This is a genomic window from Vibrio chagasii (assembly GCF_002954585.1).
GTDB lineage: Bacteria > Pseudomonadota > Gammaproteobacteria > Enterobacterales > Vibrionaceae > Vibrio > Vibrio chagasii_A.
This window is the reverse complement of the sequence record NZ_MSCI01000001.1, coordinates 705008-724419: the sequence shown is the minus strand read 5'-3', so window position 1 is coordinate 724419 and position 19412 is coordinate 705008. Positions and strand designations below refer to the sequence as shown.

At 43.5% G+C, this 19412-nt stretch carries 20 protein-coding genes and 1 pseudogene; 14 read left to right on the top strand and 7 right to left on the bottom strand.

Annotation, left to right across the window (positions count from 1 at the left end; all coding sequences use genetic code 11):
- Positions 1–53: 53 nt before the first annotated feature.
- From BTO10_RS03545 to BTO10_RS03525, 5 genes are all read right to left on the bottom strand, one after another.
- Positions 54–977, bottom strand: a complete 924-nt coding sequence (locus tag BTO10_RS03545; protein ID WP_105023582.1) for an amino acid ABC transporter permease — start codon at positions 975–977, stop codon at positions 54–56.
- A gap of 139 nt (positions 978–1116) precedes the next feature.
- A complete protein-coding gene (locus tag BTO10_RS03540) occupies positions 1117–1926 on the bottom strand; it encodes a transporter substrate-binding domain-containing protein (protein WP_105023581.1) in 810 nt (269 codons plus the stop codon).
- 12 nt (positions 1927–1938) lie between these two features.
- Positions 1939–2736 (bottom strand): amino acid ABC transporter permease, encoded by a 798-nt coding sequence (locus BTO10_RS03535; protein WP_032553985.1) that lies wholly within the window; start codon positions 2734–2736, stop codon positions 1939–1941.
- Positions 2736–3482, bottom strand: coding sequence for an amino acid ABC transporter ATP-binding protein (locus BTO10_RS03530; protein WP_032553986.1), 747 nt, complete (start codon positions 3480–3482; stop codon positions 2736–2738). The genes BTO10_RS03535 and BTO10_RS03530 overlap by 1 nt, the downstream gene beginning before the upstream one ends.
- Before the next feature lie 234 nt (positions 3483–3716).
- Positions 3717–4865, bottom strand: a complete 1149-nt coding sequence (locus BTO10_RS03525) for an iron-containing alcohol dehydrogenase (protein WP_004737317.1) — start codon at positions 4863–4865, stop codon at positions 3717–3719.
- Between the two features lie 193 nt (positions 4866–5058).
- Here BTO10_RS03525 and BTO10_RS03520 point away from each other — a divergent pair, with 193 nt between their 5' ends.
- The 11 genes and pseudogenes from BTO10_RS03520 (at position 5059) to BTO10_RS03475 (ending at position 12062) form a co-directional block, all read left to right on the top strand.
- A complete protein-coding gene (locus BTO10_RS03520; protein WP_105023580.1) occupies positions 5059–5943 on the top strand; it encodes an AraC family transcriptional regulator in 885 nt (294 codons plus the stop codon).
- 482 nt (positions 5944–6425) lie between these two features.
- The gene (locus tag BTO10_RS03515; protein ID WP_105023579.1) at positions 6426–7673 is read left to right on the top strand and encodes a RidA family protein; all 1248 of its coding nucleotides are present in this window, start codon (positions 6426–6428) and stop codon (positions 7671–7673) included.
- A 50-nt stretch (positions 7674–7723) separates the two neighbouring features.
- Positions 7724–7858: pseudogene (locus BTO10_RS03510) on the top strand (AraC family transcriptional regulator); the annotation flags it as partial.
- A 140-nt stretch (positions 7859–7998) separates the two neighbouring features.
- A complete protein-coding gene (locus tag BTO10_RS03505) occupies positions 7999–8349 on the top strand; it encodes a hypothetical protein (RefSeq protein ID WP_105023578.1) in 351 nt (116 codons plus the stop codon).
- Between the two features lie 19 nt (positions 8350–8368).
- On the top strand, positions 8369–8824 hold the full coding sequence (locus tag BTO10_RS03500) for a GNAT family N-acetyltransferase (protein ID WP_004737321.1): 456 nt from the start codon (positions 8369–8371) through the stop codon (positions 8822–8824).
- A 124-nt stretch (positions 8825–8948) separates the two neighbouring features.
- Positions 8949–9602: a DJ-1/PfpI family protein gene (locus BTO10_RS03495; protein ID WP_105023577.1), complete on the top strand. Its 654-nt coding sequence runs from the start codon at positions 8949–8951 to the stop codon at positions 9600–9602.
- A gap of 57 nt (positions 9603–9659) precedes the next feature.
- Positions 9660–10016 carry a hypothetical protein gene (locus BTO10_RS03490; protein WP_105024238.1) on the top strand — a complete coding sequence of 119 codons (357 nt, stop codon included), beginning with the start codon at positions 9660–9662 and terminating at the stop codon, positions 10014–10016.
- Positions 10017–10046: 30 nt separating this feature from the next.
- Positions 10047–10562, top strand: a complete 516-nt coding sequence (locus tag BTO10_RS03485) for a GNAT family N-acetyltransferase (RefSeq protein ID WP_105023576.1) — start codon at positions 10047–10049, stop codon at positions 10560–10562.
- Between the two features lie 143 nt (positions 10563–10705).
- Positions 10706–10873, top strand: coding sequence for a hypothetical protein (locus BTO10_RS23420; protein ID WP_181143951.1), 168 nt, complete (start codon positions 10706–10708; stop codon positions 10871–10873).
- Between the two features lie 90 nt (positions 10874–10963).
- On the top strand, positions 10964–11482 hold the full coding sequence (locus BTO10_RS03480) for a GNAT family N-acetyltransferase (RefSeq protein WP_105023575.1): 519 nt from the start codon (positions 10964–10966) through the stop codon (positions 11480–11482).
- 103 nt (positions 11483–11585) lie between these two features.
- The gene (locus tag BTO10_RS03475) at positions 11586–12062 is read left to right on the top strand and encodes a GNAT family N-acetyltransferase (protein WP_004737327.1); all 477 of its coding nucleotides are present in this window, start codon (positions 11586–11588) and stop codon (positions 12060–12062) included.
- A gap of 107 nt (positions 12063–12169) precedes the next feature.
- Here BTO10_RS03475 and BTO10_RS03470 read toward each other — a convergent pair whose 3' ends face one another.
- The gene (locus BTO10_RS03470; RefSeq protein WP_105023574.1) at positions 12170–12616 is read right to left on the bottom strand and encodes a DUF417 family protein; all 447 of its coding nucleotides are present in this window, start codon (positions 12614–12616) and stop codon (positions 12170–12172) included.
- 192 nt (positions 12617–12808) lie between these two features.
- On the opposite strand from BTO10_RS03470, the gene BTO10_RS03465 reads away from it, so the two are divergent.
- The gene (locus BTO10_RS03465; protein ID WP_181143963.1) at positions 12809–13573 is read left to right on the top strand and encodes a PhzF family phenazine biosynthesis protein; all 765 of its coding nucleotides are present in this window, start codon (positions 12809–12811) and stop codon (positions 13571–13573) included.
- A 110-nt stretch (positions 13574–13683) separates the two neighbouring features.
- Positions 13684–14046 (top strand): RidA family protein, encoded by a 363-nt coding sequence (locus BTO10_RS03460; RefSeq protein ID WP_004737330.1) that lies wholly within the window; start codon positions 13684–13686, stop codon positions 14044–14046.
- A 96-nt stretch (positions 14047–14142) separates the two neighbouring features.
- Here the strand turns inward: BTO10_RS03460 and BTO10_RS03455 are convergent, their stop codons facing one another.
- Positions 14143–15729, bottom strand: a complete 1587-nt coding sequence (locus BTO10_RS03455; RefSeq protein WP_105023572.1) for a BCCT family transporter — start codon at positions 15727–15729, stop codon at positions 14143–14145.
- 476 nt (positions 15730–16205) lie between these two features.
- Here BTO10_RS03455 and BTO10_RS03445 point away from each other — a divergent pair, with 476 nt between their 5' ends.
- Positions 16206–19352 (top strand): chitinase C-terminal domain-containing protein, encoded by a 3147-nt coding sequence (locus BTO10_RS03445; RefSeq protein WP_105023571.1) that lies wholly within the window; start codon positions 16206–16208, stop codon positions 19350–19352.
- The last annotated feature ends 60 nt before the right edge of the window (positions 19353–19412 follow it).

Below are 19412 nucleotides of genomic sequence, written 5' to 3'. Positions count from 1 at the left end.
GTAAGAAAAGGTCACTGAAATGCTGCAGAAACAATAGGGTGACTAGGTGCAAATTAGCGGTTGAGATAAGCACTTGAGCGTTGCTCTATTTTTCTGAAAATACGCGAGAGAGTAAAACATAATGCGAAGTAAACCGCGCCAACAATCAGCCAGATTTCAAAGATCAAACCGGATGAGTTGGCCATCTCGGTGCCAACGAAGGTCATTTCTTGAATCGAAATCAGAGACACAATCGAGGTGTCTTTTACCAACGAAATTGCTTGGCCAGCCAAAGGTGGTGTAATCGCGGTTAATACCTGTGGGCCTATCACATATCGATATTTTGAGAAGACGGATAAACCAAGTGAGTCCGCCGCTTCCCATTGGCCTTTAGGAATGCTTTCCAAGCCAGCGCGAATCACTTCAGCGATATACGCCGAAGAGAGTAGACCAATACAGATAACCCCAGAAGCTAAGTTTTCCCAAAGGTTGGCTGGGCCAAATAGAAAGGCTTGCAGCTGGTTAATATCGCCATTGTGTTCACGTAGAAGGGTTTCTAAACCAAGCAAAGGAATCAGCTGGTTAGAGACAAAAAAGTAAAAGATAAACACAAAAACCAGTGGTGGAATATTTCGAACCAATTGGATGAAAAGCAGAGCTGGTGTTTTAAATAGAGCGATCTTAGAGTGTCTTGCGACCCCAAGCAGGGTACCGAAAGATAAGGCCAACACCATACTCCACAAACTTAAACGTAGTGTTGCGACTAGGCCTTGGAAGAAGTAAGGGATGCTACCTTGAGAAGGTGGAATGAAGATCAGCCTGAACGCGTCTTCCCATCGCCACTGATAGTTAATGCCGACAGCAGAGCGATAATAAAGCCAACCTGCAAACGTACAAATGATGGCAAATAACACACCATCCAAGAGATTGAGGCGTTGATACCAAGGCTTCATGTGAAGGTTGGGCTTGGGCGTTGATAATGCGCTAGTACTACTCACGTCATTCCTGTTTAAACAATGATTATTAATGTGTTGTGAGACTGGGCTATGAATTTATAGCTATCTCGGGTGTTTCTTAAAAGGCAGTACCAGCAAGGTACTGCCTTGATTGGTTATTTAACGTCTAATTAGCCGTCGATTACTGACCTTGAGCAATCTGATCTTGCCAATCTAGAGTAGAGAACCAGTACTCGTAACGCTCTTTTAACCAGCCATCTTCAGTACGTGCTTTAATCCACTCGTTAAAGAACTCAGCTTTGTCGGTCTCACCAAGGCGAACAGCAAATGCTTCGTTACCTTTTGATAGACGTTCATCAAATGGAATGAATAGCGTGTCAGCGTTCTTGATTGCTTCGTGTTCTGGCTTAGGGCTAGAAGCGATAACCGCGTGTGCATTGCCGTTTAGTACTTCTTGGAACGCTTGAGCGTCGTCATCGAACTGAAGTACTTTCGCTTTGGGGAAGGTTTCACGAGCAACTTGAACTGTGAAGGCGCCACGACGAGCTGCAATTTTTACTCGGCGAGAGTCGAAATCAGAAATCTTGCTGAAGCCTTCTGCTAGCTCTTTGTTAGCCGCCAGTTGAACACCAGAGTGAGAATATGGTTCAGTAAAAAGGACACTCTTAGCGCGCGCTTCAGTAATCGACATACCGCCAATGATTACGTCAAACTTGTTCGATAGCAGTGAAGGGATAATGCCATCCCATGCCGTCGGTACAAATTCAACTCTCCAGCCTGAATCCTCAGCAAGACGTTTGGCCACATCGATTTCAAAGCCGACAAGATCGCCTTGTTTGTTACGCATTGCCCAAGGAACAAAAGTCGACATACCAACACGTAGAGAGCCACGTTCGTTGATTTTGTCTAGGTTAGGCGTTTTAGACGCAAGTGCAGGCAAACTTACGGCAAGCGCAAGTAAAGCAGTGATAGCGGTTTTAAATAGCTTCATGCTGATAAATCCTTATTGTGTTCGCCAGTTAGCTCCGAGCTTATGCTCAAGCCAAGCTGCAACGGCAGAAAGTGAAAGTGTAAGTGCAAGATAAATGATTGCCACAGAGAACCAAATCTCAAATGGCATCGCGGTTTCAGAAACAATGTTTCTGGCCTCGGTTGTCAGGTCGAAAATAGCCATGACACTCACAATCGAAGAGTTTTTGATAAGGGAGATCACTTCGTTAGTCAGAGGTGGCAATGTGCGTTGTACCACTTGAGGAAGAATCACATCCCAGTAAGTATAGGTCTTTGATAATCCCAAAGATTGAGCGGCTTCAAACTGTCCCTTAGAAATGCTATTTAACCCGGCACGAAATATCTCAGCGGTGTACGCCCCTTGGAAAAGTGCCAAAGCTAAAACAGCCGTGCTAAAGCGATCTAGCCCGATTACAGGGCCGAATACAAAATAGAGCAGGTAAATTTGTACCAATAGTGGTGTATTACGAATCAATTCCACATAGCTGGTGGCGAGGGTGCGACCGACAACTGAATTGGAGTTACGTAACAGGGCTGTGGTTAAGCCAATCACCAGTGTTGCAACTAAAGAAATCAGAGAGATATTGATGGTAACGAGTAATCCTTCCATCAATTCTGCCGGCCACCATTCACCATCTTCATAGAAAGCGATGTAGTCAGGCACTCGATCCCATTGCCAGCTGTATCCCATCGCCTGAGCGCCAGAATCGAGGATCCAAACAACGGCTGCCGCAAGTACCACAATTTGTACCAAGGCGGAGAGGGCGGGTTTCACTATTTTGAGCAGCATCAGTAAGTCAGAATCTGATTTAGGAACGCTTGAGTACGTTCGTGTTGAGGATTTTCGAACAGGCTCTGTGGTGTATTAGATTCCACGATCTGTCCTTCGTCCATAAAGATGACTCGGTCGGCAACGCGTTTTGCAAAGCCCATTTCGTGTGTCACGCACACCATGGTAATGCCTTCACTTGCCAGTTCGACCATTACATCAAGCACTTCATTGATCATTTCCGGATCAAGTGCTGATGTCGGTTCATCGAATAGCAGTAGTTCGGGCTTCATGCAAAGAGAGCGCGCAATTGCCACACGTTGTTGTTGGCCGCCTGAAAGTTGAGCCGGGTACTTATTCGCTTGCTCTGCGATGTGTACACACTCGAGATAATGCATGGCGGTTTTCTCTGCTTCTTCTTTGCTTTTTTTGAGCGTACGAATAGGAGACAGAGTCAAGTTTTCGAGCACAGTAAGATGGGGGAATAAATGGAAGTGCTGAAACACCATTCCAACTTGGCCTGGTGTGTTGAACTTGCAGGGAAGCGACTGTTCTAACACGGAAAGTTCGCCACTTTCGAACGGTTCTAGCTGATTGATACAGCGGATAAGAGTGGATTTACCAGAACCAGATGGTCCGCAAATCACCACAATCTCTCCCTGTTCAATATTTAGATCGATATCTTTTAGGGCATGAAAATCACCATACCACTTGTTAAGTGACTTAAACTTAACCATTTCCTTAAGATTGTTCAAATCGTTGTTCATACCTAGTAAAGAGACAGGTTTACCTTAACAATATAGAAATATGATTGCACATAAAATTAGGAACTTATGAGAATTTAATAGCATCTTGTAGGGCAAATAAAAAGCAGCGCCGGATGAGGACGCTGCTTGTGGGTATACGCAAGGTCAAAGAATTTGGTTCAGTTTCGCTGCATAAATTTTTAAATTATCGCGATTTTATTTAGAAACCTGATTTCTTTGCTTTAATTTTAACCGTTAATGGATCGCAGACTCTAGAATCTCGCGAGTTTTCTCTAGTGTAATCGCTTGGTTCTCGCCAAGTTGTAAATAGCCATGTGATTCTAGTTGTGCAACCACGTTGTCGATAGCTGTTGCTTTATCCGCCTCGTAGCCATCAAACATAGTCGCTACATCTAGGCTGTGGTAGAAGGCTTCGATAGCATCGATAGTGCGCTCAGCTAAATCTGCGCCAGTTTCTAGGCCAAATACGTTACGACCCATCTGTTCTAGCTTATTGCGCTTCGCTTCAATCTGGTTACGAAGTAGTGAAGGTTGAACGATAGCTAGAGAACGTGCGTGGTCGACATGCCATAATGCAGTGAATTCATGACCAATCATGTGCGTTGCCCAATCTTGAGGAACACCAGTACCAATAAGGCCGTTTAGCGCTTGGTTAGCTGTCCACATTAGGTTTGCACGCCATGCGTCGTTGTCACGCTCGTCGTATTGTTTACCCAGTACAAGAAGGTTTTTCAGCAATGTTTCTGCGTAGCCGTCTTGAACCATCGCGTTAGCAGGCATAGTGATGTATTGCTCACAGACGTGAACCCAAGCATCAACCAGACCATTCACCAATTGGCGCTCTGGTAGAGACTTCATTACATCTGGGTCCATAACTGCAAACTTAGGCTGTACCGCAGGGTTTAGGAAAGCCAGCTTCTCTTGAGTTGCTTTACGAGTGATTACTGCGCCCATGTTTGATTCAGAGCCTGTAGCAGGAAGCGTCAGTACCGCACCGATTGGCGTCGCTTCGGTTACTTGGTGCTTACCTGTTAGGATGTCCCAACCGTCACCGTCGTATTTCGCTGCTGCTGCAACATATTTCGAACCATCGATTACCGAACCACCGCCAACAGCGATAATGAATTCTACGTTTTCTTCTTTAACGATAGCGACTGCTTTGTCTAATGTTTCTTTAGTTGGGTTTGCTTCAACACCAGAAAACTCAATCCAAGCGTGATCTTTAAGAGATGCGACTACTTGGTCGTAAACACCGTTGCTTTTGATTGAACCGCCACCGTAGATGACAAGTACTTTCTTTGAAGTATCAACGGCTTGGCTGATAGCGTTGATTTGGCCTTGGCCGAAGTGGATAACAGTAGGGTTAACATAGGTAAATTGCATCGTCAGTTCCTTGTGTAAAGCTAAAATTTTTATTTTGTTGTAGTGCTTAATTTCTATATTTGCATATTAGTACACGGAATTAGGGTGGTGAAGGTCAATTTCTCCAAACTAATTGCCTATTTCTACATAATTGATATTCTCTTTGGGCTTTTGTGCAAACTAACATCAACCTTTGAATGGAACATCACCTGTTATGAATACACTCGCTCAGTTACTGCAATCTTACGTTGAACTCAAAGGTTGGGATGATCTTGAAGGGATCAGAGAAACAGAGATAGAGGGCGTATGGTTGTATCGCAGTAGTGGTGGGAATCAGCGCCAACCATTCACTTACCAGTCAGGTATCATCATGCTTGGACAGGGTAAAAAGAATATCTACATAGGCGACAGGCCAGTAACTTACGCGGCAGGTGATTACCTTGTGGTGGGGGTGCCAATGCCATTGGAGTGTGAAGCTTTACCAGTTGATGGTGAGCCGTTACTGGGTTTGTCGATCAACATTGATTCTCAGCGTTTGCACAGCTTAGTGAAAAAGCTCGAAGAGCAAGGTTTTCTGGAGAGTTATTGTAACAAGCACAAACAGAATTCGAGTGGCTTAGAGTCCACTCGAATGGAAACGGCGATGCTAGAGAGTTTCACTCGGTTGGCGAAGACACTGCATTGCGATATCGAAGCCAACATCTTGGGTGACGCAATGGTGACGGAGATTGTTTATCGCGCTTTGACAGGCTCTGAGGGCCGCGTACTGTTTGATTTAGCCCATCATGATGGCCATTACGCACGCGTCGCCAAAGCATTGTCTAAAGTGCATGAAGAGTATGATCAAACCATTACTGTTCAGTCGCTAGCTGACGAAGCGAACATGAGTGTGTCTGCTTTTCATAATGCTTTCCGCAACGTCACTTTCGAATCACCGCTCCAATACTTGAAGAAGGTTCGGCTTAACAAAGCCAAGGAGCTAATCCAGTTAGAAGGCCTACGTATCAGTGATGCCGCACGCCGAGTTGGCTATTCTAGTCCATCTCAATTCAGCCGAGAATTTAAGCGTCATTTCAATACCACGCCACGAGCTGTTTAGTTTTCCTTCCTCGTAATCTATATTCTGAAACAGGTGGTTTTTATTAAACATATTATTAACGTAACTATATAAAACAAGCCATTTAAAAATAATTAGTTAGATAGCCTAAAAATTTATGCATGGAATTAAGGCGGTAATTTCTAAAAAACATTGGTTAAAGGTCATTTAGTGTGAACAAGCTAACAAACACGAGCTAAATTTAAAAACTTACCCATTATATTACGTGGGAAAGTATTCAATATAATTGGATATACTTGAAAACAGTTAGAGGTGAGTAGTCCTCAAAACTAAGTTACGTGGATAATTAGTCTTTTGATGACTAATTATCCCATAAGTCACTGAATATTAGTCGAGTGATAGTCTGATGGGTATCACGTTCAACCTAAATTTATTCACCTAACATGGCGCTACTTTAATTATTCATTCCAATACGATTGTTCAATGTAAATACGTATTCTTATTTTATTAAAAGGATCATACCGATGAGTAGCGATATCATTAAAATTTCAAGAAATACTGAAAATGCGCCATTAAATAATGTATCTACACAAACAGTTGCTTTTTCTCATTACAATAATTTCTCTGCTCAATTACCTATTGACCCTAAAATAGGTCAAATAGTCATCGGTGATATTAAAGATCAAGCAACGCAATGTTTGAATAATATTAAAGCGATTGTTGAAAGTATCGACCATGTGATGGATGACGTGGTGAAAATTAATATCTTCGTTAAGAACATTTCCGATATGGAAGCTATCGATGAAGTTTATAAGGGCTTCTTTAGTAATAGCCTTCCGACACGTACAGTGGTTGGTGTTGCAGCTCTGCCAATGAGCGATGCGCTAGTTCAAATGGACGCGCTTATCTCAAATGGTGAAGGTACAACACCACAGGCACCATGTGCGTTAGTTAAGGTATCAAGAAACACGGATAAAGCCCCTCAGAGTGCTTTGTTTACTCAGACTGCGGCTTTTTCTCACTACAATAATCTTTCGGCTCAATTACCGATTGATGTGAATACTGGTGAGTTGGTTTCAGGTGGTATCACAGAGCAAACAACTCAATGTTTAGCAAACATTAAAACGATTCTAGAAAGCATTGGCCATGTTATGAATGATGTGGTGAAAACCACGATTTACCTAAAAGATATCGAAGATTCAGAAAAGGTAAACCAAGCATGTGCTAAGTTCTTCCCAAGTTATGCTCCGGCGAGAACGATTGTGCAGGCATCTGAATTACCAATGGGCGCTTTAGTTCAGATCGATACTTCAGTTTCACATGGTGATGGCACACCGCCACAACTGCCAGAAGATACTTGCTTACTGGTTGTTGAAGCAAATAACACAGCTAAAGCACCATTCATGCCTTATTCGCACACCGTTGCTTTCTCTCACTACAATCATATTTCAGGTCAACTTCCTGTAGATCCGAAAACCAATGAAGTGGTTGCTGGTGGTATTAAAGAGCAAGCTGAGCAGTGCCTACAAAATATTAAGGCGATCATTGAAAATATTGACCACAGCATGGACGATACGGTGAAAGTTAATATTCAACTTAAAGATATTTCAGATCTTGATGCGGTGAACGAGGTCTACACTACATTCTTTAATGCTGACTTACCGGCAAGAACGGTGGTTGGGGTTTTGAAGATTCCTATGAATGCGTTAATTCAAATGGATGCAGTCGTTTCTAACTGCGAAGGCACACCCCCACAAGATGTTGTTGCTTAAATATAGTTAAACACATCGCTAACAACGTTGATATTTTAGCTCTAGTTTCTAACTTGGAATTAGAGCTGATTCAGTTTGAAGGTCTGCGAATAAGTGATGTTGCATGCCGAATCAATGACTCCATTTCATCTCAATTTAGGCGCGAATGTAAGCGCCACTTCAATACATCACCACGAGCGGTGTAATGCTTCCTATCAGCAATGAAGGTTGTTAAACATGCGGCACTTCATATAGTGCAATCTTGCACATATTTTTTGATTGACCGAGAAATCTAAATTTTATAAATATCCGTTATTAAAGTACTAATATTCTGTCGGAGGTTCATTTGCTCGATTTGTTAAAGAAAGTGGTGCTTATCAATTTGATGGCTGCAATAGTCGTTTTTGTGCTGTCGCAGTTTTTTACTTTCTTTGCTTCTACTCAACTCGTCGACTTCTTATTTTATGTCGTTATCGTCATTTGGGTTTTGGCAAAACTTCTGTGGGAGGGAGGCGTTCATAGCAAAACAACGCGCTTAGATGATCCTATTACAGACAAAGTCTACAAAATGGTCGACGGGCACGATTTTGCTAAAGACCAACAAGAACACTATCGAATGAATTATCAAACGGGCTTAGTGCTATTCATTGCTGGCTTACCGGCGTTTATTGCGTGCTTTGTTCTGCAATTCTTTTGAGTACGGATAGGAGGTAGTAATGGAAGAATATTTAGAACTGGACGTGATGACATTGGAGTCTATTTCAAAAGAAGCGGGCTTCCCAATAGATAGAGATGTGTATTTAGCATCTCATGCCCAATCGATGGAACAAGGACTGCTTGTCGAATATCGGCGACATAATAAGCTAATTGGCTACACGACGTTAAGTGATTTAGGCGATGGCAGCTGGTTTGTCCCTATGTTTGTGGTACACCCAGACTATAGAAGTAAAGCCGCTTTTCTTGCTCTATTTCGTGGCATTGTAAACATACTGAAAGATCGTGATTCAAGGGTATTAATAAGCAATGTTTTACGCTTAAATGAACTGTCGGTGCAGTTTCATAAGCGATTAGGGTTTGAAATAACACGTGAGAATCACTTAGGTTATGAGTTTACTCTAGCGTTGACTCCTGAAGTAAAAAGAAAATGGTCTAATTTCGTCGCTGTTACCTAGGGGCCATAAATAATTGTGGTTCGAGTTTGACCTCAAGTATGTGGTGGTTAATATCACCTTTCTATGAATCGCCTCACTATTAACGCTTCTCATCTTTCGAGAGTAATCAACAAGGGCATGTATTATGTACAAAGTCGGAATCGTATTATTTGATGACTTCACAGATGTAGACTTCTTCTTGATGTATGACTTATTAGGAAGAACGACGGACTCTTGGGAGGTTAAGGTTCTTGGAACTAAGCCTGAGCATCGTTCACATTTGGGTATGACGGTGAAAACCGATGGCCATTTGAGTGAGGTTGCGCAGCAAGATGTAGTGCTGATAACAAGTGGTTATCGCGGTATTCCCGCTGCATTGAAAGAGACGGAGTTCATGAACTCATTACAGCTTGATCCGAGTGAACAGCTAATCGGGTCGATTTGCGCGGGATCTTTTGTGTTACACGAACTCGGTTTACTTAAAGGTAAGAGGTTAACAACAAACCCTCATGCCAAACCAACATTAGAAGCGATGGGGGGAGACGTCCAAGATCTGCCTTTGGTTATCGAAGGCAATATTGCTACGGCTGGTGGATGTCTTTCTCTGGTTTACCTAATCGGCTGGGTGGCTGAACGATTATTTGATTCTAACAAACGTAGAGCGATTCAAAATCAGCTCATCCCCGCAGGGCAGTTAGATCTCTTCGAAGATCTTATCTCGGTAACCATCCAGTCTGCAGAGGCTGGCAACTTACACAATAAATCACTAAAAGCTGAGCTTACAGACGCAGTGGTTTGAATAGTTGCGATGCTATTTCTACAAAAAGCGTTTAACGAGAGAACGAAAAACAAGTTTATGCCATTTAGAATTATTTTAATGCTATGCCTAGCTCTGACGGGCTGCGCATCCAATGAAGCTTTGCAACCGGACCCAACAACCATCACGCTATTTTATGGTGATACATCGATCTCCGCAGGCGTATTAGAAGACAAGACATTTAATTCAGTACTCGCCGATAGGGCTGAAAGTGTCACTTTTTCGGGCTTAGTACGAAAGCAAGACTCTGGTTACTTGGTTGATATGCTTGTGATTCGAGAAACGAGAGAGCCACGCTCGACTCGACAATTAAACACGTCAATTCATATGAAAACTGGAGAGTTAGTGGATGTGGGTGGCGTGAACAACGACATTTTTAGGGTGATTTTGGAATAGTGTTATCAGCCTTTAGTTAAGGGAGAGGTTATGCAGCAGAACATTACCACGGAACGATTAATCTTAAGACCATTTCGATTGAGTGATAGCGAGCGCGTTGCTGAACTTGCGGGTGAGAAAGTGATAGCTGATATGACGGCTAATATTCCTCATCCATATGAAGTAAACATGGCGGCGGATTGGATTAACACGCACGAGTCTTTCTTTAATGAAGGGAAAGGTGTGGTGTACGCGATAACTCTTAAAGCTAACGACGAGATTATCGGTGCAGTTAGCTTTCCTAGTTTGCAAGATGGTGTTGGTATTCTTGGTTATTGGCTTGGCGTTCCGTTTTGGGGGCAGGGTATCGCCTATGAAGCCTCACTGGCGTTAGTGGAATACAGCAAAGCTCATTTTGGGCTCACAGAGTTGAAAGTGATGCACTTGTCTGAAAACAAACGCTCAGAGTCAGTTATACGAAAGCTCGGTGTAAAGTTTGTTGAGAAGCAAATTCGTAAAGTTCATGGTAGAGATCGTGAACTATACCTGTATCACTCTTTACTTTAGTTTTCTTAGATATCGTATTCATTCCTCCATTTACAAAAATCAAATGGTCCGGCGAAATAAATAGTTCAATTATCTAAAATTTCGCTTTACCTCAACCTAACTTCAAGTCTTAAGCTTCTCTTAGTTGTTCGAAGGAGCTTATTATGCAAAATGATTATGTTAGGGAACTCTCTGTTAAAACTTACCAAGAAGCGATTGAAAGGGAGGCTGTTAAATCAAAAGTTCGCCCATTTCATGCACTGAGTTTTTTCAGTGGTGCCTTGTTTTCTATGACGATAATGGGATTGCTTTTGGTCACGCCAATACTTTGAGCGATAGTTAACTCCAATCATCCTAGATAGAAACACAGAGAGTTCGAAATCTTAAAATACAGTACTTAAAGGGAGCTTTTAGAGTTACTTATGGAGATATCTATACACCTACTTCAACCAAGTGATGTTGGTCCTCTTTTCGAATTTGAAGTCGAAAATAGAGAGTGGTTTAATCAATTTGTTCCTGCTAGGGATGACAGCTTCTATTCTGATTCAGGGGTTGCTGACCAAGTTACGCTCTTCCTTAAGGAATACCAAAATGGTGAGTTGATCCCAATGCTAATTAAGGACGCTAACGGCGTTATTTGTGGAAGAATCAACGTTCGCGATATCAGTAAAAATGGTGAAAGCGGGGAGCTCGGCTATCGGGTTGGTCGAGCTTTTGGTTCTAAAGGTGTCGCCTCTAATGCGGTCAGAAAGCTGCTAACCTACTTGTCTAAGCACTCATCCCTAAAATATATTGATGCTTATGCATTAGTAGGTAATGTCGGTTCAAATAAAGTACTAACAAATACGGGCTTCGACCTCGTTGAGTGTGTCCAAAATTACGCAGAATTCAAAGGACAACAACAGAATGCCAACTATTACCGCAAGGCAATATCCGTGTAAGTGGGTATTTGATATCTACTATTTTTCCTATAATCAATGAGATAATAGGCTCGGAAAGATGAGCTCACACCATTGTGGTGCGAAACAATACAGAGATCAGTTTATGAACATTGTGACAGTCTATAGTGGTAATCAGCAGGTATACGCGAATTTATATCAGGGCTATGCGGCTGAGTTTTCAAAGATTATCGGAGACAAACCAGACGAGTATGGCTTGTTTGAGATTTACCCGACGCTTGGTGATGCCGTAACGGGTTATTTACTCTACATTGATGGCGTTCCTGCTGCATTAACCGCCATTGAAACCAAAGCGCCAAACGAGTTTGAGATTTGTGATTTCTATGTGGTGCCTTATTTCCGTAAGAACAAAGTAGGGAAACAGTTTATCTCTGAACTATTTGAACACCTAAAAGGTAGTTGGGAGATTAAACAAGTACTGGGCGCAGATCATGCTGTTAAGTTCTGGAGAGAAGTCGTCAATGACTACACCTCAGGTAATTATGTGGAAGATCAGTACCAAGACGAAAAGTGGGGCTTGGTAACAAGACAATGCTTCAATCATGATGGTATTGCCAAGTAAAACCTTATATATCAGAAGCTGGCGGGGTCCTTCTAGCCAGCTTCGGGCCTATCTATTTTAAGGTTTAAGGTGTCCTCTAGATTTAGGGTAACCTTATTGCTTTATCGTTACTTTTGAGGTTTATTGCGTTCGATTACACTGATCGCGATTGCTAAAAATAGAATATCTTTCACTAAGAAGAAGTTAGTGACCAAAATACCATCCGATACTTTCCAAGCGTTTGGCGTGGTAATTAGAAAGCTCAGTGTCACAACAAAGATAGCCGCCGCAGCAATGCCAGAATAAAACGCGACTCGCGGCTTTTTAAATCCAATCATCAGCCCAATCGCGACAATGATTTCAGCACCACCAACCATATTAGACACGGCTTGTACTGAGAACAAATTGTAGAGCCAACTCATTGCTGGGTGGTTGGTAATTAAAGGCTCAATCAACATCGCCTCAGTAGGCGTAAACTTGTAAATTCCAATCCAAGCTAACACCAACGCGACACCTATCACGCCAAGGTTGTATCCGAAGTTGCTTTGTTTTAAATCATAGGTTTGAACATGCATAAAAGTACTCCATTAATAAGTTCTACACATGACCGCACTAGTGCAAAATTAATTTCACTGTGAGAGTGTTACTCCTATTTATGAATCATTACGCATGGCATTTTAATGTTATATGTATCAATGGTTTATTTGAAGAAAATGAAATGATAGTTTTTATTAAGAGCTTAATACGACGGTACAAGGAGATAATTTATCAAAGCACTTATATATGATGTATTTAGTGGAGAGTCGGCGAAAGGGAACCCTTGTGGGGTTGTTGAATTAGAGCAATGGTTAGCAGATTCAGAGCTACTAGAAATAACACATCAACTAGCACAGCCTATTACTGCTTTTGTGAAGAAATCGGGAAGTCAGTTCGACATCCGTTGGTTTGGATTAGATGGTGAGATAAACCTGTGTGGTCATGGTAGTTTGGGTGCTGGTACTGATTTGATCGAGCGGTATAAGTTTGAAGAGGTTACTTTAAACAGTGATTATGGACAGGTCGTGATTTCTAGAAAAGACGGCCTATCTCGATTGGAACTGCCAAGCTGGAATGGTAAATCTTATGTTGAGTGGAGCGACGCTCCAATTGATCTGTCAGCTTTGAATCAGCCCGTTGTCGATGCATTCTCTACAAGAGATTTAGTGTTGGTGTTGGATTCTGAGGAAGCAGTCAGGAACTTTACTCCTGATTTTGAACAGTATAAAAAAATCAATGATCTGCATGCTGTTATGGTGACGGCCAAAAGCTCGGATGACGGTTATGTACTTCGTTATTTTGCACCGAAGATCGGCATTTCAGAGGATTTAGCAACCGGATCTGCGCAATGTTCATTGGCTCCATATTGGTTCGATAAGTTAGGAAAAGACAAACTCTCAGTTCGTCAGCTTTCTAGTGCTGGTGGTTATTTTGAAGTCGAGAAGGGAGCCAACTCTTCGATTGTCGTCTCTGCTAGAGTTGAATGCCGTCAGTGAAAGTGTGTTGAGCCTATGACCAATACCGCAAACTAATTTTTGTTTTCAATATTAAGGATTTGGATTAGATTACTCTGATGTAGATTCCAACAATAAAAAGAGAATAGCGAGTGAAGATTCATAGAATTAACCCGACCAAACGTTGGTCTGATGTAACTGTTTTTAATGGTATTGCAAGCTTTGTTGAGGTTGCTGAGTCAGACACATCTGCGGGCATTAAGAGTCAGGTTCAACAAATCTTTGAGCAAGCTGAAGAGATGATGAGCCTAGTAGACAGCGATAAATCTCGCGTGTTGTCGGTCACTATTTACCTAACGGATTTTGCTAACTTTGATGCACTCAATGAAGTGTGGGAAGCATGGTTCCCTGAAGGCTGTGCACCGAGTCGTGCATGTGTGAAAGCTGAACTGGCAAACCCTGAACTGTTGGTTGAAATGTCATTCATGGTTGCTGCTGGGGAAAAGTTTCAATAAACCGACATACAGATAGATAAAACAAAGCCACTCAGGTGATTCACTTGAGTGGCTTTTTTGTTCGAAACACGAAACCGAGGTTAGTCGGCTTTGTGATTAAGCGATGCCTTGCTCTTTTGCCATCTGTGTCGCGATCTTAGGAGCATGCCATAGACATGGCAGTAAGATGAATGACACAGGAACGGCGGTAATCACAATGAATGACTGCAGAGCAGAAATACCGCCAGAGCCCATTGAAATAAGGGCAATGGCTACAGCACCCATGATGATACCCCAAAAGGTACGCACCGCTGCGTTTGGCTCTGTGGTACCTGTCATAACTACACTGATGGTGTAGGTCATTGAGTCGCCCGTTGTTACGATGAACGTGGTGGTCAGGATAAGGAACAGAATTGCAATCAGAGTCGGAAACGGCAGCTGCGCAGTGATAGCCAGTAACACTGCAGGAAGGTTGAAGCCTTCAAACGCACTGGAAATCACACCAGGGTTTTCTAACTCAAACGCTAAACCGCTACCACCAACGATGCTGAACCAGAAGCAGGTTACCAGTGGAGCAACGATGCTAATAGACACGATCATTTGGCGAATCGTTCTGCCGCGTGAAATACGAGCAATAAAGATTGCCATCATTGGGCCATAACCTAAGAACCAACCCCAGAAGAATACCGTCCAGCCACCAAGCCACGCTGTATCTTGGCGATAAAGCGCCATAGGGATGAAGTTATCGATCATTTCACCCATGCCTTGCAAGTAGCCATCAACGATGAAGCTTGTTGGACCTACAAGAAGGATGTAGCCGATAAGGCATACAGACAAGATGATGTTGTAACGGCTAACCAGTTGGATGCCTTTGTTCACGCCGCTCAATGCAGATAGGGTGTACATGGCGATGGCGAATAGAATAACGATGCTCTGAGTTGCAAAGCTGTCTGAGATGCCAAACAGTTCACTCAACGCATAACTGATTTGAAGACCTAAGAAACCAATTGGACCGATAGTACCTGCCGCCACAGCAACAATGCTACACGCGTCGACTACGTTACCGATCCAGCTATGAATCGCTTTGTCGCCCAGTAATGGGTAAAGCAGAGTACGAGGTTTAAGAGGAAGGCCTTTATCGTAGTGTAGGTGCATCAGCACGATAGAGGATAAGCCCCCTAAGATTGCCCAAGCCAGAAAGCCCCAGTGCATGAAAGACTGAGATAGGGCGTTGAACGCCATTTCTTGAGGATCAGCGTTGCCGTATAGAGGCGGAGCAGAAACGAAGTGAGCAATAGGCTCTGCTGCTGCCCAAAATACACCACCGCCTGCGAGCAGCGTACATAGGACAATCGACATCCATTTGAAGGTGGTCATTTCAGGAAGGGCAAGTTTACCCAAACGAACGTGACCAGTGCGTCCTAGTGCAAGTACTAAGCCGATAATGAAGTTGAGTAGTAAGAGAACCTGCCAAAAAGCACCGAACCATTTAGTTGAGTAACTAAAACCGATGTTTACAAGTTCTGACAACACCGAGGTGTTGGTGAAGGCAAGAATGACAAAGAGGGTTAAAAAGCTCCCACTTAGCCAAAATACTGGATTTCCAAGCTCCAGTTTTTCACCCAAAGATTGGGCTTTAGTGAAGTTAATAGAAGTAGATTCTGCGTTGATGTTTTCGTTGGCGACTTGCGTCAAGTTGGACATTATTTCTTCGCTATATTTGGCTCTTTCAAGCCTATGTATTTCTCCCACACTTGCATTGGAAATGTGAGGTTCGTCAAAAAAAGCCGCGATACTATCACAGTTGTTAAGAAAAAGTGGGCGAATTTAGAAAAGAAATCGGTTCTATGGCTAAATCACTCCCTTTTGGTTAGTTTTAAGACGAAATTTCAGAACGAATGAATAAAGTCGATATGAATAGAGTTTTGTAATTAATGAGGTGAATTAGGCGATATTTTTTAGCGTACCGAAATAAATTTAATATTAGTTGTTCGTGCAAAATAAGTGTCGACTCATTGCATGATATAAACAAATTAATGCGAGTCATTTTATAAATACCGAATATTTTAGGTGTTAAATTGGCACTGTTACCTACAGTTGTTTTGCGAAGAGATTTAAGTGGTGAGAAATATGACACTTAAATTAAGCATCTTGAAACAATAACTTAAGGGACAGCTAACATGCACCTAAACCAAGGAAGAGTGGCCAAGAAGGTTTTTACACTCAGTACTCTCACCGCGTCATGCTTAATGGCGTTCAATAGCTACGCGGCTGTTGATTGTTCAACGTTAGAAGCGTGGGATTCTGCCACGGTATACACCGGTGGTGATCAGGTTTCACATGACGGCAGCGCATACTCAGCGAATTACTGGAATCAAAACAACAACCCGAGCCAATTTGAAGGTGACTATGCACAATGGAAAAAGATTGATGTGTGTAGCGGCGGCGGAGATGGTGGCACGCCAAATGAAGCGCCAACCGCTTCGTTAACAGCACCTACCGCGTCAGATGTGATCGTTGAGGGCGATAATGTCGTCTTAAGTGCTACGGCACTTGATGCTGATGGTAGCGTTGCTTCAGTAGAGTTTTTTGTCGATGGTACTTCCATCGCAGTAGTAACAGCAGCACCATTTGAAGCGACTTGGGCTGCAACGTCTGGCAACCATCAGGTTTCTGTTGTAGCAACAGACAATGAAGGTGCAGCTAGTGTCGCAAGTGCGGTATCTGTTTCTGTTGATTCACTGCAACCTGGCAATGAAGCGCCAACGGTATCAGTTGGACTTTCAGCGGCTTCTGTAGATGTAGGTGGCGTGGTAACACTCACGGCAACGGCTGCAGACAGTGATGGTACGGTTGATAAAGTAGATTTTTATGTGGCAGGTTCTTTAGTTGGTACGGCTGCGACAAGCCCGTATACGCTTGACTACACAACCACTCAAGCAGGTACTCTAGCTGTTTACGCTAAAGCAACCGACGATCAAGGTGCGACAACGGATTCAGCCTTGGCTTCTTTAAAGGTAAATGGTGTTCCAACGGTGAGTACATGTCGTCCTGATGGCTTGTATCAAACTCAAGGTGTCGATGTTCCTTACTGTACCATTTACGATGATGAAGGCCGTGAGAAAATGGGCGCGGATCACCCTCGTCGTGTGATTGGTTATTTCACGAGCTGGCGTGCAGGGGACGACCCACAAGCGGCTTACTTAGTGAATGATATTCCTTGGGAACAGCTTACACACATTAACTACGCATTCGTGAGCATCGGTTCAGATGGCAAAGTAAACGTTGGTGACGTAAACGATCCAAATAATGCTGCTGTCGGTAAAGAGTGGCCGGGAGTAGAGGTTGACCCTGCATTAGGCTTTAAAGGTCACTTTGGTGCGCTCGCAACTGCCAAGAAAAAACACGGTGTTAAAACATTAATCTCGATTGGTGGTTGGGCTGAGACTGGTGGTCACTTTGCCACAGACGGCAGCCGTGTCGCTGATGGTGGTTTCTACACTATGACGACCAATGCTGATGGCTCAATCAACCATCAAGGCATCGAAACGTTCGCGACGTCAGCGGTTGAAATGCTGCGTAAGTATCAATTCGATGGTCTAGATATTGATTACGAGTATCCAACTTCAATGGCTGGTGCGGGTAACCCATACGACAAAGACTTCATGGAACCACGTCGACAGTACCTATGGGCTTCATACCAAGTACTGATGAAAGTATTGCGTGAGAAGCTTGATGTGGCGTCTGCTGAAGATGGCAATCACTACATGTTAACTATCGCGGCACCTTCTTCTGGCTACCTGTTGCGCGGTATGGAAACATTCGATGTCACTCAATATCTTGATTACGTGAACATCATGTCTTACGACCTTCACGGTGCTTGGAACGATCACGTTGGCCATAACGCTGCCTTGTTCGATACAGGTAAAGATTCAGAGCTAGCACAGTGGAACGTATACAACACGGCGGCTTATGGTGGTATTGGCTACCTGAACACGGATTGGGCCTACCATTACTTCCGCGGTTCAATGCCAGCTGGTCGCATTAACATCGGTGTGCCTTACTACACGCGTGGTTGGCAGGGTGTAACAGGTGGTGAAAATGGTCTTTGGGGCCGAGCTGCACTGCCTAATCAATCTGAATGTGCCGCTGGTACAGGTGAAGGCGAGAAGAACAACTGTGGTCACGGCGCGATTGGTATCGATAACATGTGGCACGATACCGACCCTAAAGGAAAAGAAATGGGCGCAGGTTCGAACCCAATGTGGCATGCGAAGAACCTAGAGAAAGGCATTTGGGGTTCTTATGCGGATGCTTACAAGCTTGATCCTGTAAACGATCCAACAGATGTTCTAAGAGGCACTTACACGCGTAACTACGACAGCGTGGCAGTTGCACCTTGGCTATGGAATGCTGAAAAAGGCGTGTTCCTTTCTACGGAAGATAAAGAGTCTATCAACGTGAAAGCGGACTACGTTATCGACAAAGAAATCGGCGGCATCATGTTCTGGGAACTGGCTGGCGACTATAACTGTTATGTACTTGATGCAAGTGGCAACCGCACAACGGTTGATACCACAGAGCAAGCGTGTAACAGCGGTAACGGTGAGTTCCACATGGGTAACACAATGACTAAAGCGATCTACGATAAGTTTAAGTCGGCAACGCCATATGGCAACAAAGTCGCGACTGGTGCAATTCCTACCGAAGCATTAGACATCGCAGTATCGGTTGGTGGTTTCAAAGTCGGTGACCAAAACTACCCAATTAACCCTAAGATCACGTTTACCAACAATACGGGTCAAGCACTGCCTGGTGGTACAGAGTTCCAGTTCGACATTCCAGTATCAGCGCCAGATAATGCGAAAGATCAATCTGGTGGTGGTTTGACTGTGATTGCTTCGGGTCATACTCGTGCGGATAACATCGGTGGATTAGACGGAACTATGCACCGCGTAGCCTTCACATTACCTGCATGGAAAGAACTGCCTGCTGGTGGCGTGTATGAGCTGGACATGGTGTATTACTTACCAATTTCAGGCCCTGCCAACTATGCCGTTAACGTAGGTGGTGTTGATTATGCGTTTAGCTTTGAGCAACCTGATTTACCTTTAGGTGATATCAGTTCCGGTGGCGGTAACCCTGGCACTTGTGATACCGCAGGCCTAACAGTGTACCCAGATCTGCCTCAGAAAGACTGGGCCGGTAATCCAAGCCATGCTAATACGGGTGACCAAGTGGTTCACAATGGCAGCATTTACCAAGCTAACTGGTGGACAAGTTCTGAGCCGAGCAGTGACGGTAGCTGGACCAAAGTGTGTTCATAGTATTGATTGGTTGATAGAGGTGAGAGCTTTCTAGCTCAGCCTCTTTAAACAAACCACTTA

Bases quoted from the DNA above. Each gene is read 5' to 3' on its own strand.
- BTO10_RS03540 (WP_105023581.1), bottom strand. From the start codon at position 1,926: ATGAAGCTATTTAAAACCGCTATCACTGCTTTACTTGCGCTTGCCGTA.
- BTO10_RS03535 (WP_032553985.1), bottom strand. From the start codon at position 2,736: ATGCTGCTCAAAATAGTGAAACCCGCCCTCTCCGCCTTGGTACAAATT.
- BTO10_RS03530 (WP_032553986.1), bottom strand. From the start codon at position 3,482: ATGAACAACGATTTGAACAATCTTAAGGAAATGGTTAAGTTTAAGTCA.
- BTO10_RS03525 (WP_004737317.1), bottom strand. From the start codon at position 4,865: ATGCAATTTACCTATGTTAACCCTACTGTTATCCACTTCGGCCAAGGC.
- BTO10_RS03520 (WP_105023580.1), top strand. From the start codon at position 5,059: ATGAATACACTCGCTCAGTTACTGCAATCTTACGTTGAACTCAAAGGT.
- BTO10_RS03515 (WP_105023579.1), top strand. From the start codon at position 6,426: ATGAGTAGCGATATCATTAAAATTTCAAGAAATACTGAAAATGCGCCA.
- BTO10_RS03500 (WP_004737321.1), top strand. From the start codon at position 8,369: ATGGAAGAATATTTAGAACTGGACGTGATGACATTGGAGTCTATTTCA.
- BTO10_RS03495 (WP_105023577.1), top strand. From the start codon at position 8,949: ATGTACAAAGTCGGAATCGTATTATTTGATGACTTCACAGATGTAGAC.
- BTO10_RS03490 (WP_105024238.1), top strand. From the start codon at position 9,660: ATGCCATTTAGAATTATTTTAATGCTATGCCTAGCTCTGACGGGCTGC.
- BTO10_RS03485 (WP_105023576.1), top strand. From the start codon at position 10,047: ATGCAGCAGAACATTACCACGGAACGATTAATCTTAAGACCATTTCGA.
- BTO10_RS23420 (WP_181143951.1), top strand. From the start codon at position 10,706: ATGCAAAATGATTATGTTAGGGAACTCTCTGTTAAAACTTACCAAGAA.
- BTO10_RS03480 (WP_105023575.1), top strand. From the start codon at position 10,964: ATGGAGATATCTATACACCTACTTCAACCAAGTGATGTTGGTCCTCTT.
- BTO10_RS03475 (WP_004737327.1), top strand. From the start codon at position 11,586: ATGAACATTGTGACAGTCTATAGTGGTAATCAGCAGGTATACGCGAAT.
- BTO10_RS03470 (WP_105023574.1), bottom strand. From the start codon at position 12,616: ATGCATGTTCAAACCTATGATTTAAAACAAAGCAACTTCGGATACAAC.
- BTO10_RS03455 (WP_105023572.1), bottom strand. From the start codon at position 15,729: ATGTCCAACTTGACGCAAGTCGCCAACGAAAACATCAACGCAGAATCT.
- BTO10_RS03445 (WP_105023571.1), top strand. From the start codon at position 16,206: ATGCACCTAAACCAAGGAAGAGTGGCCAAGAAGGTTTTTACACTCAGT.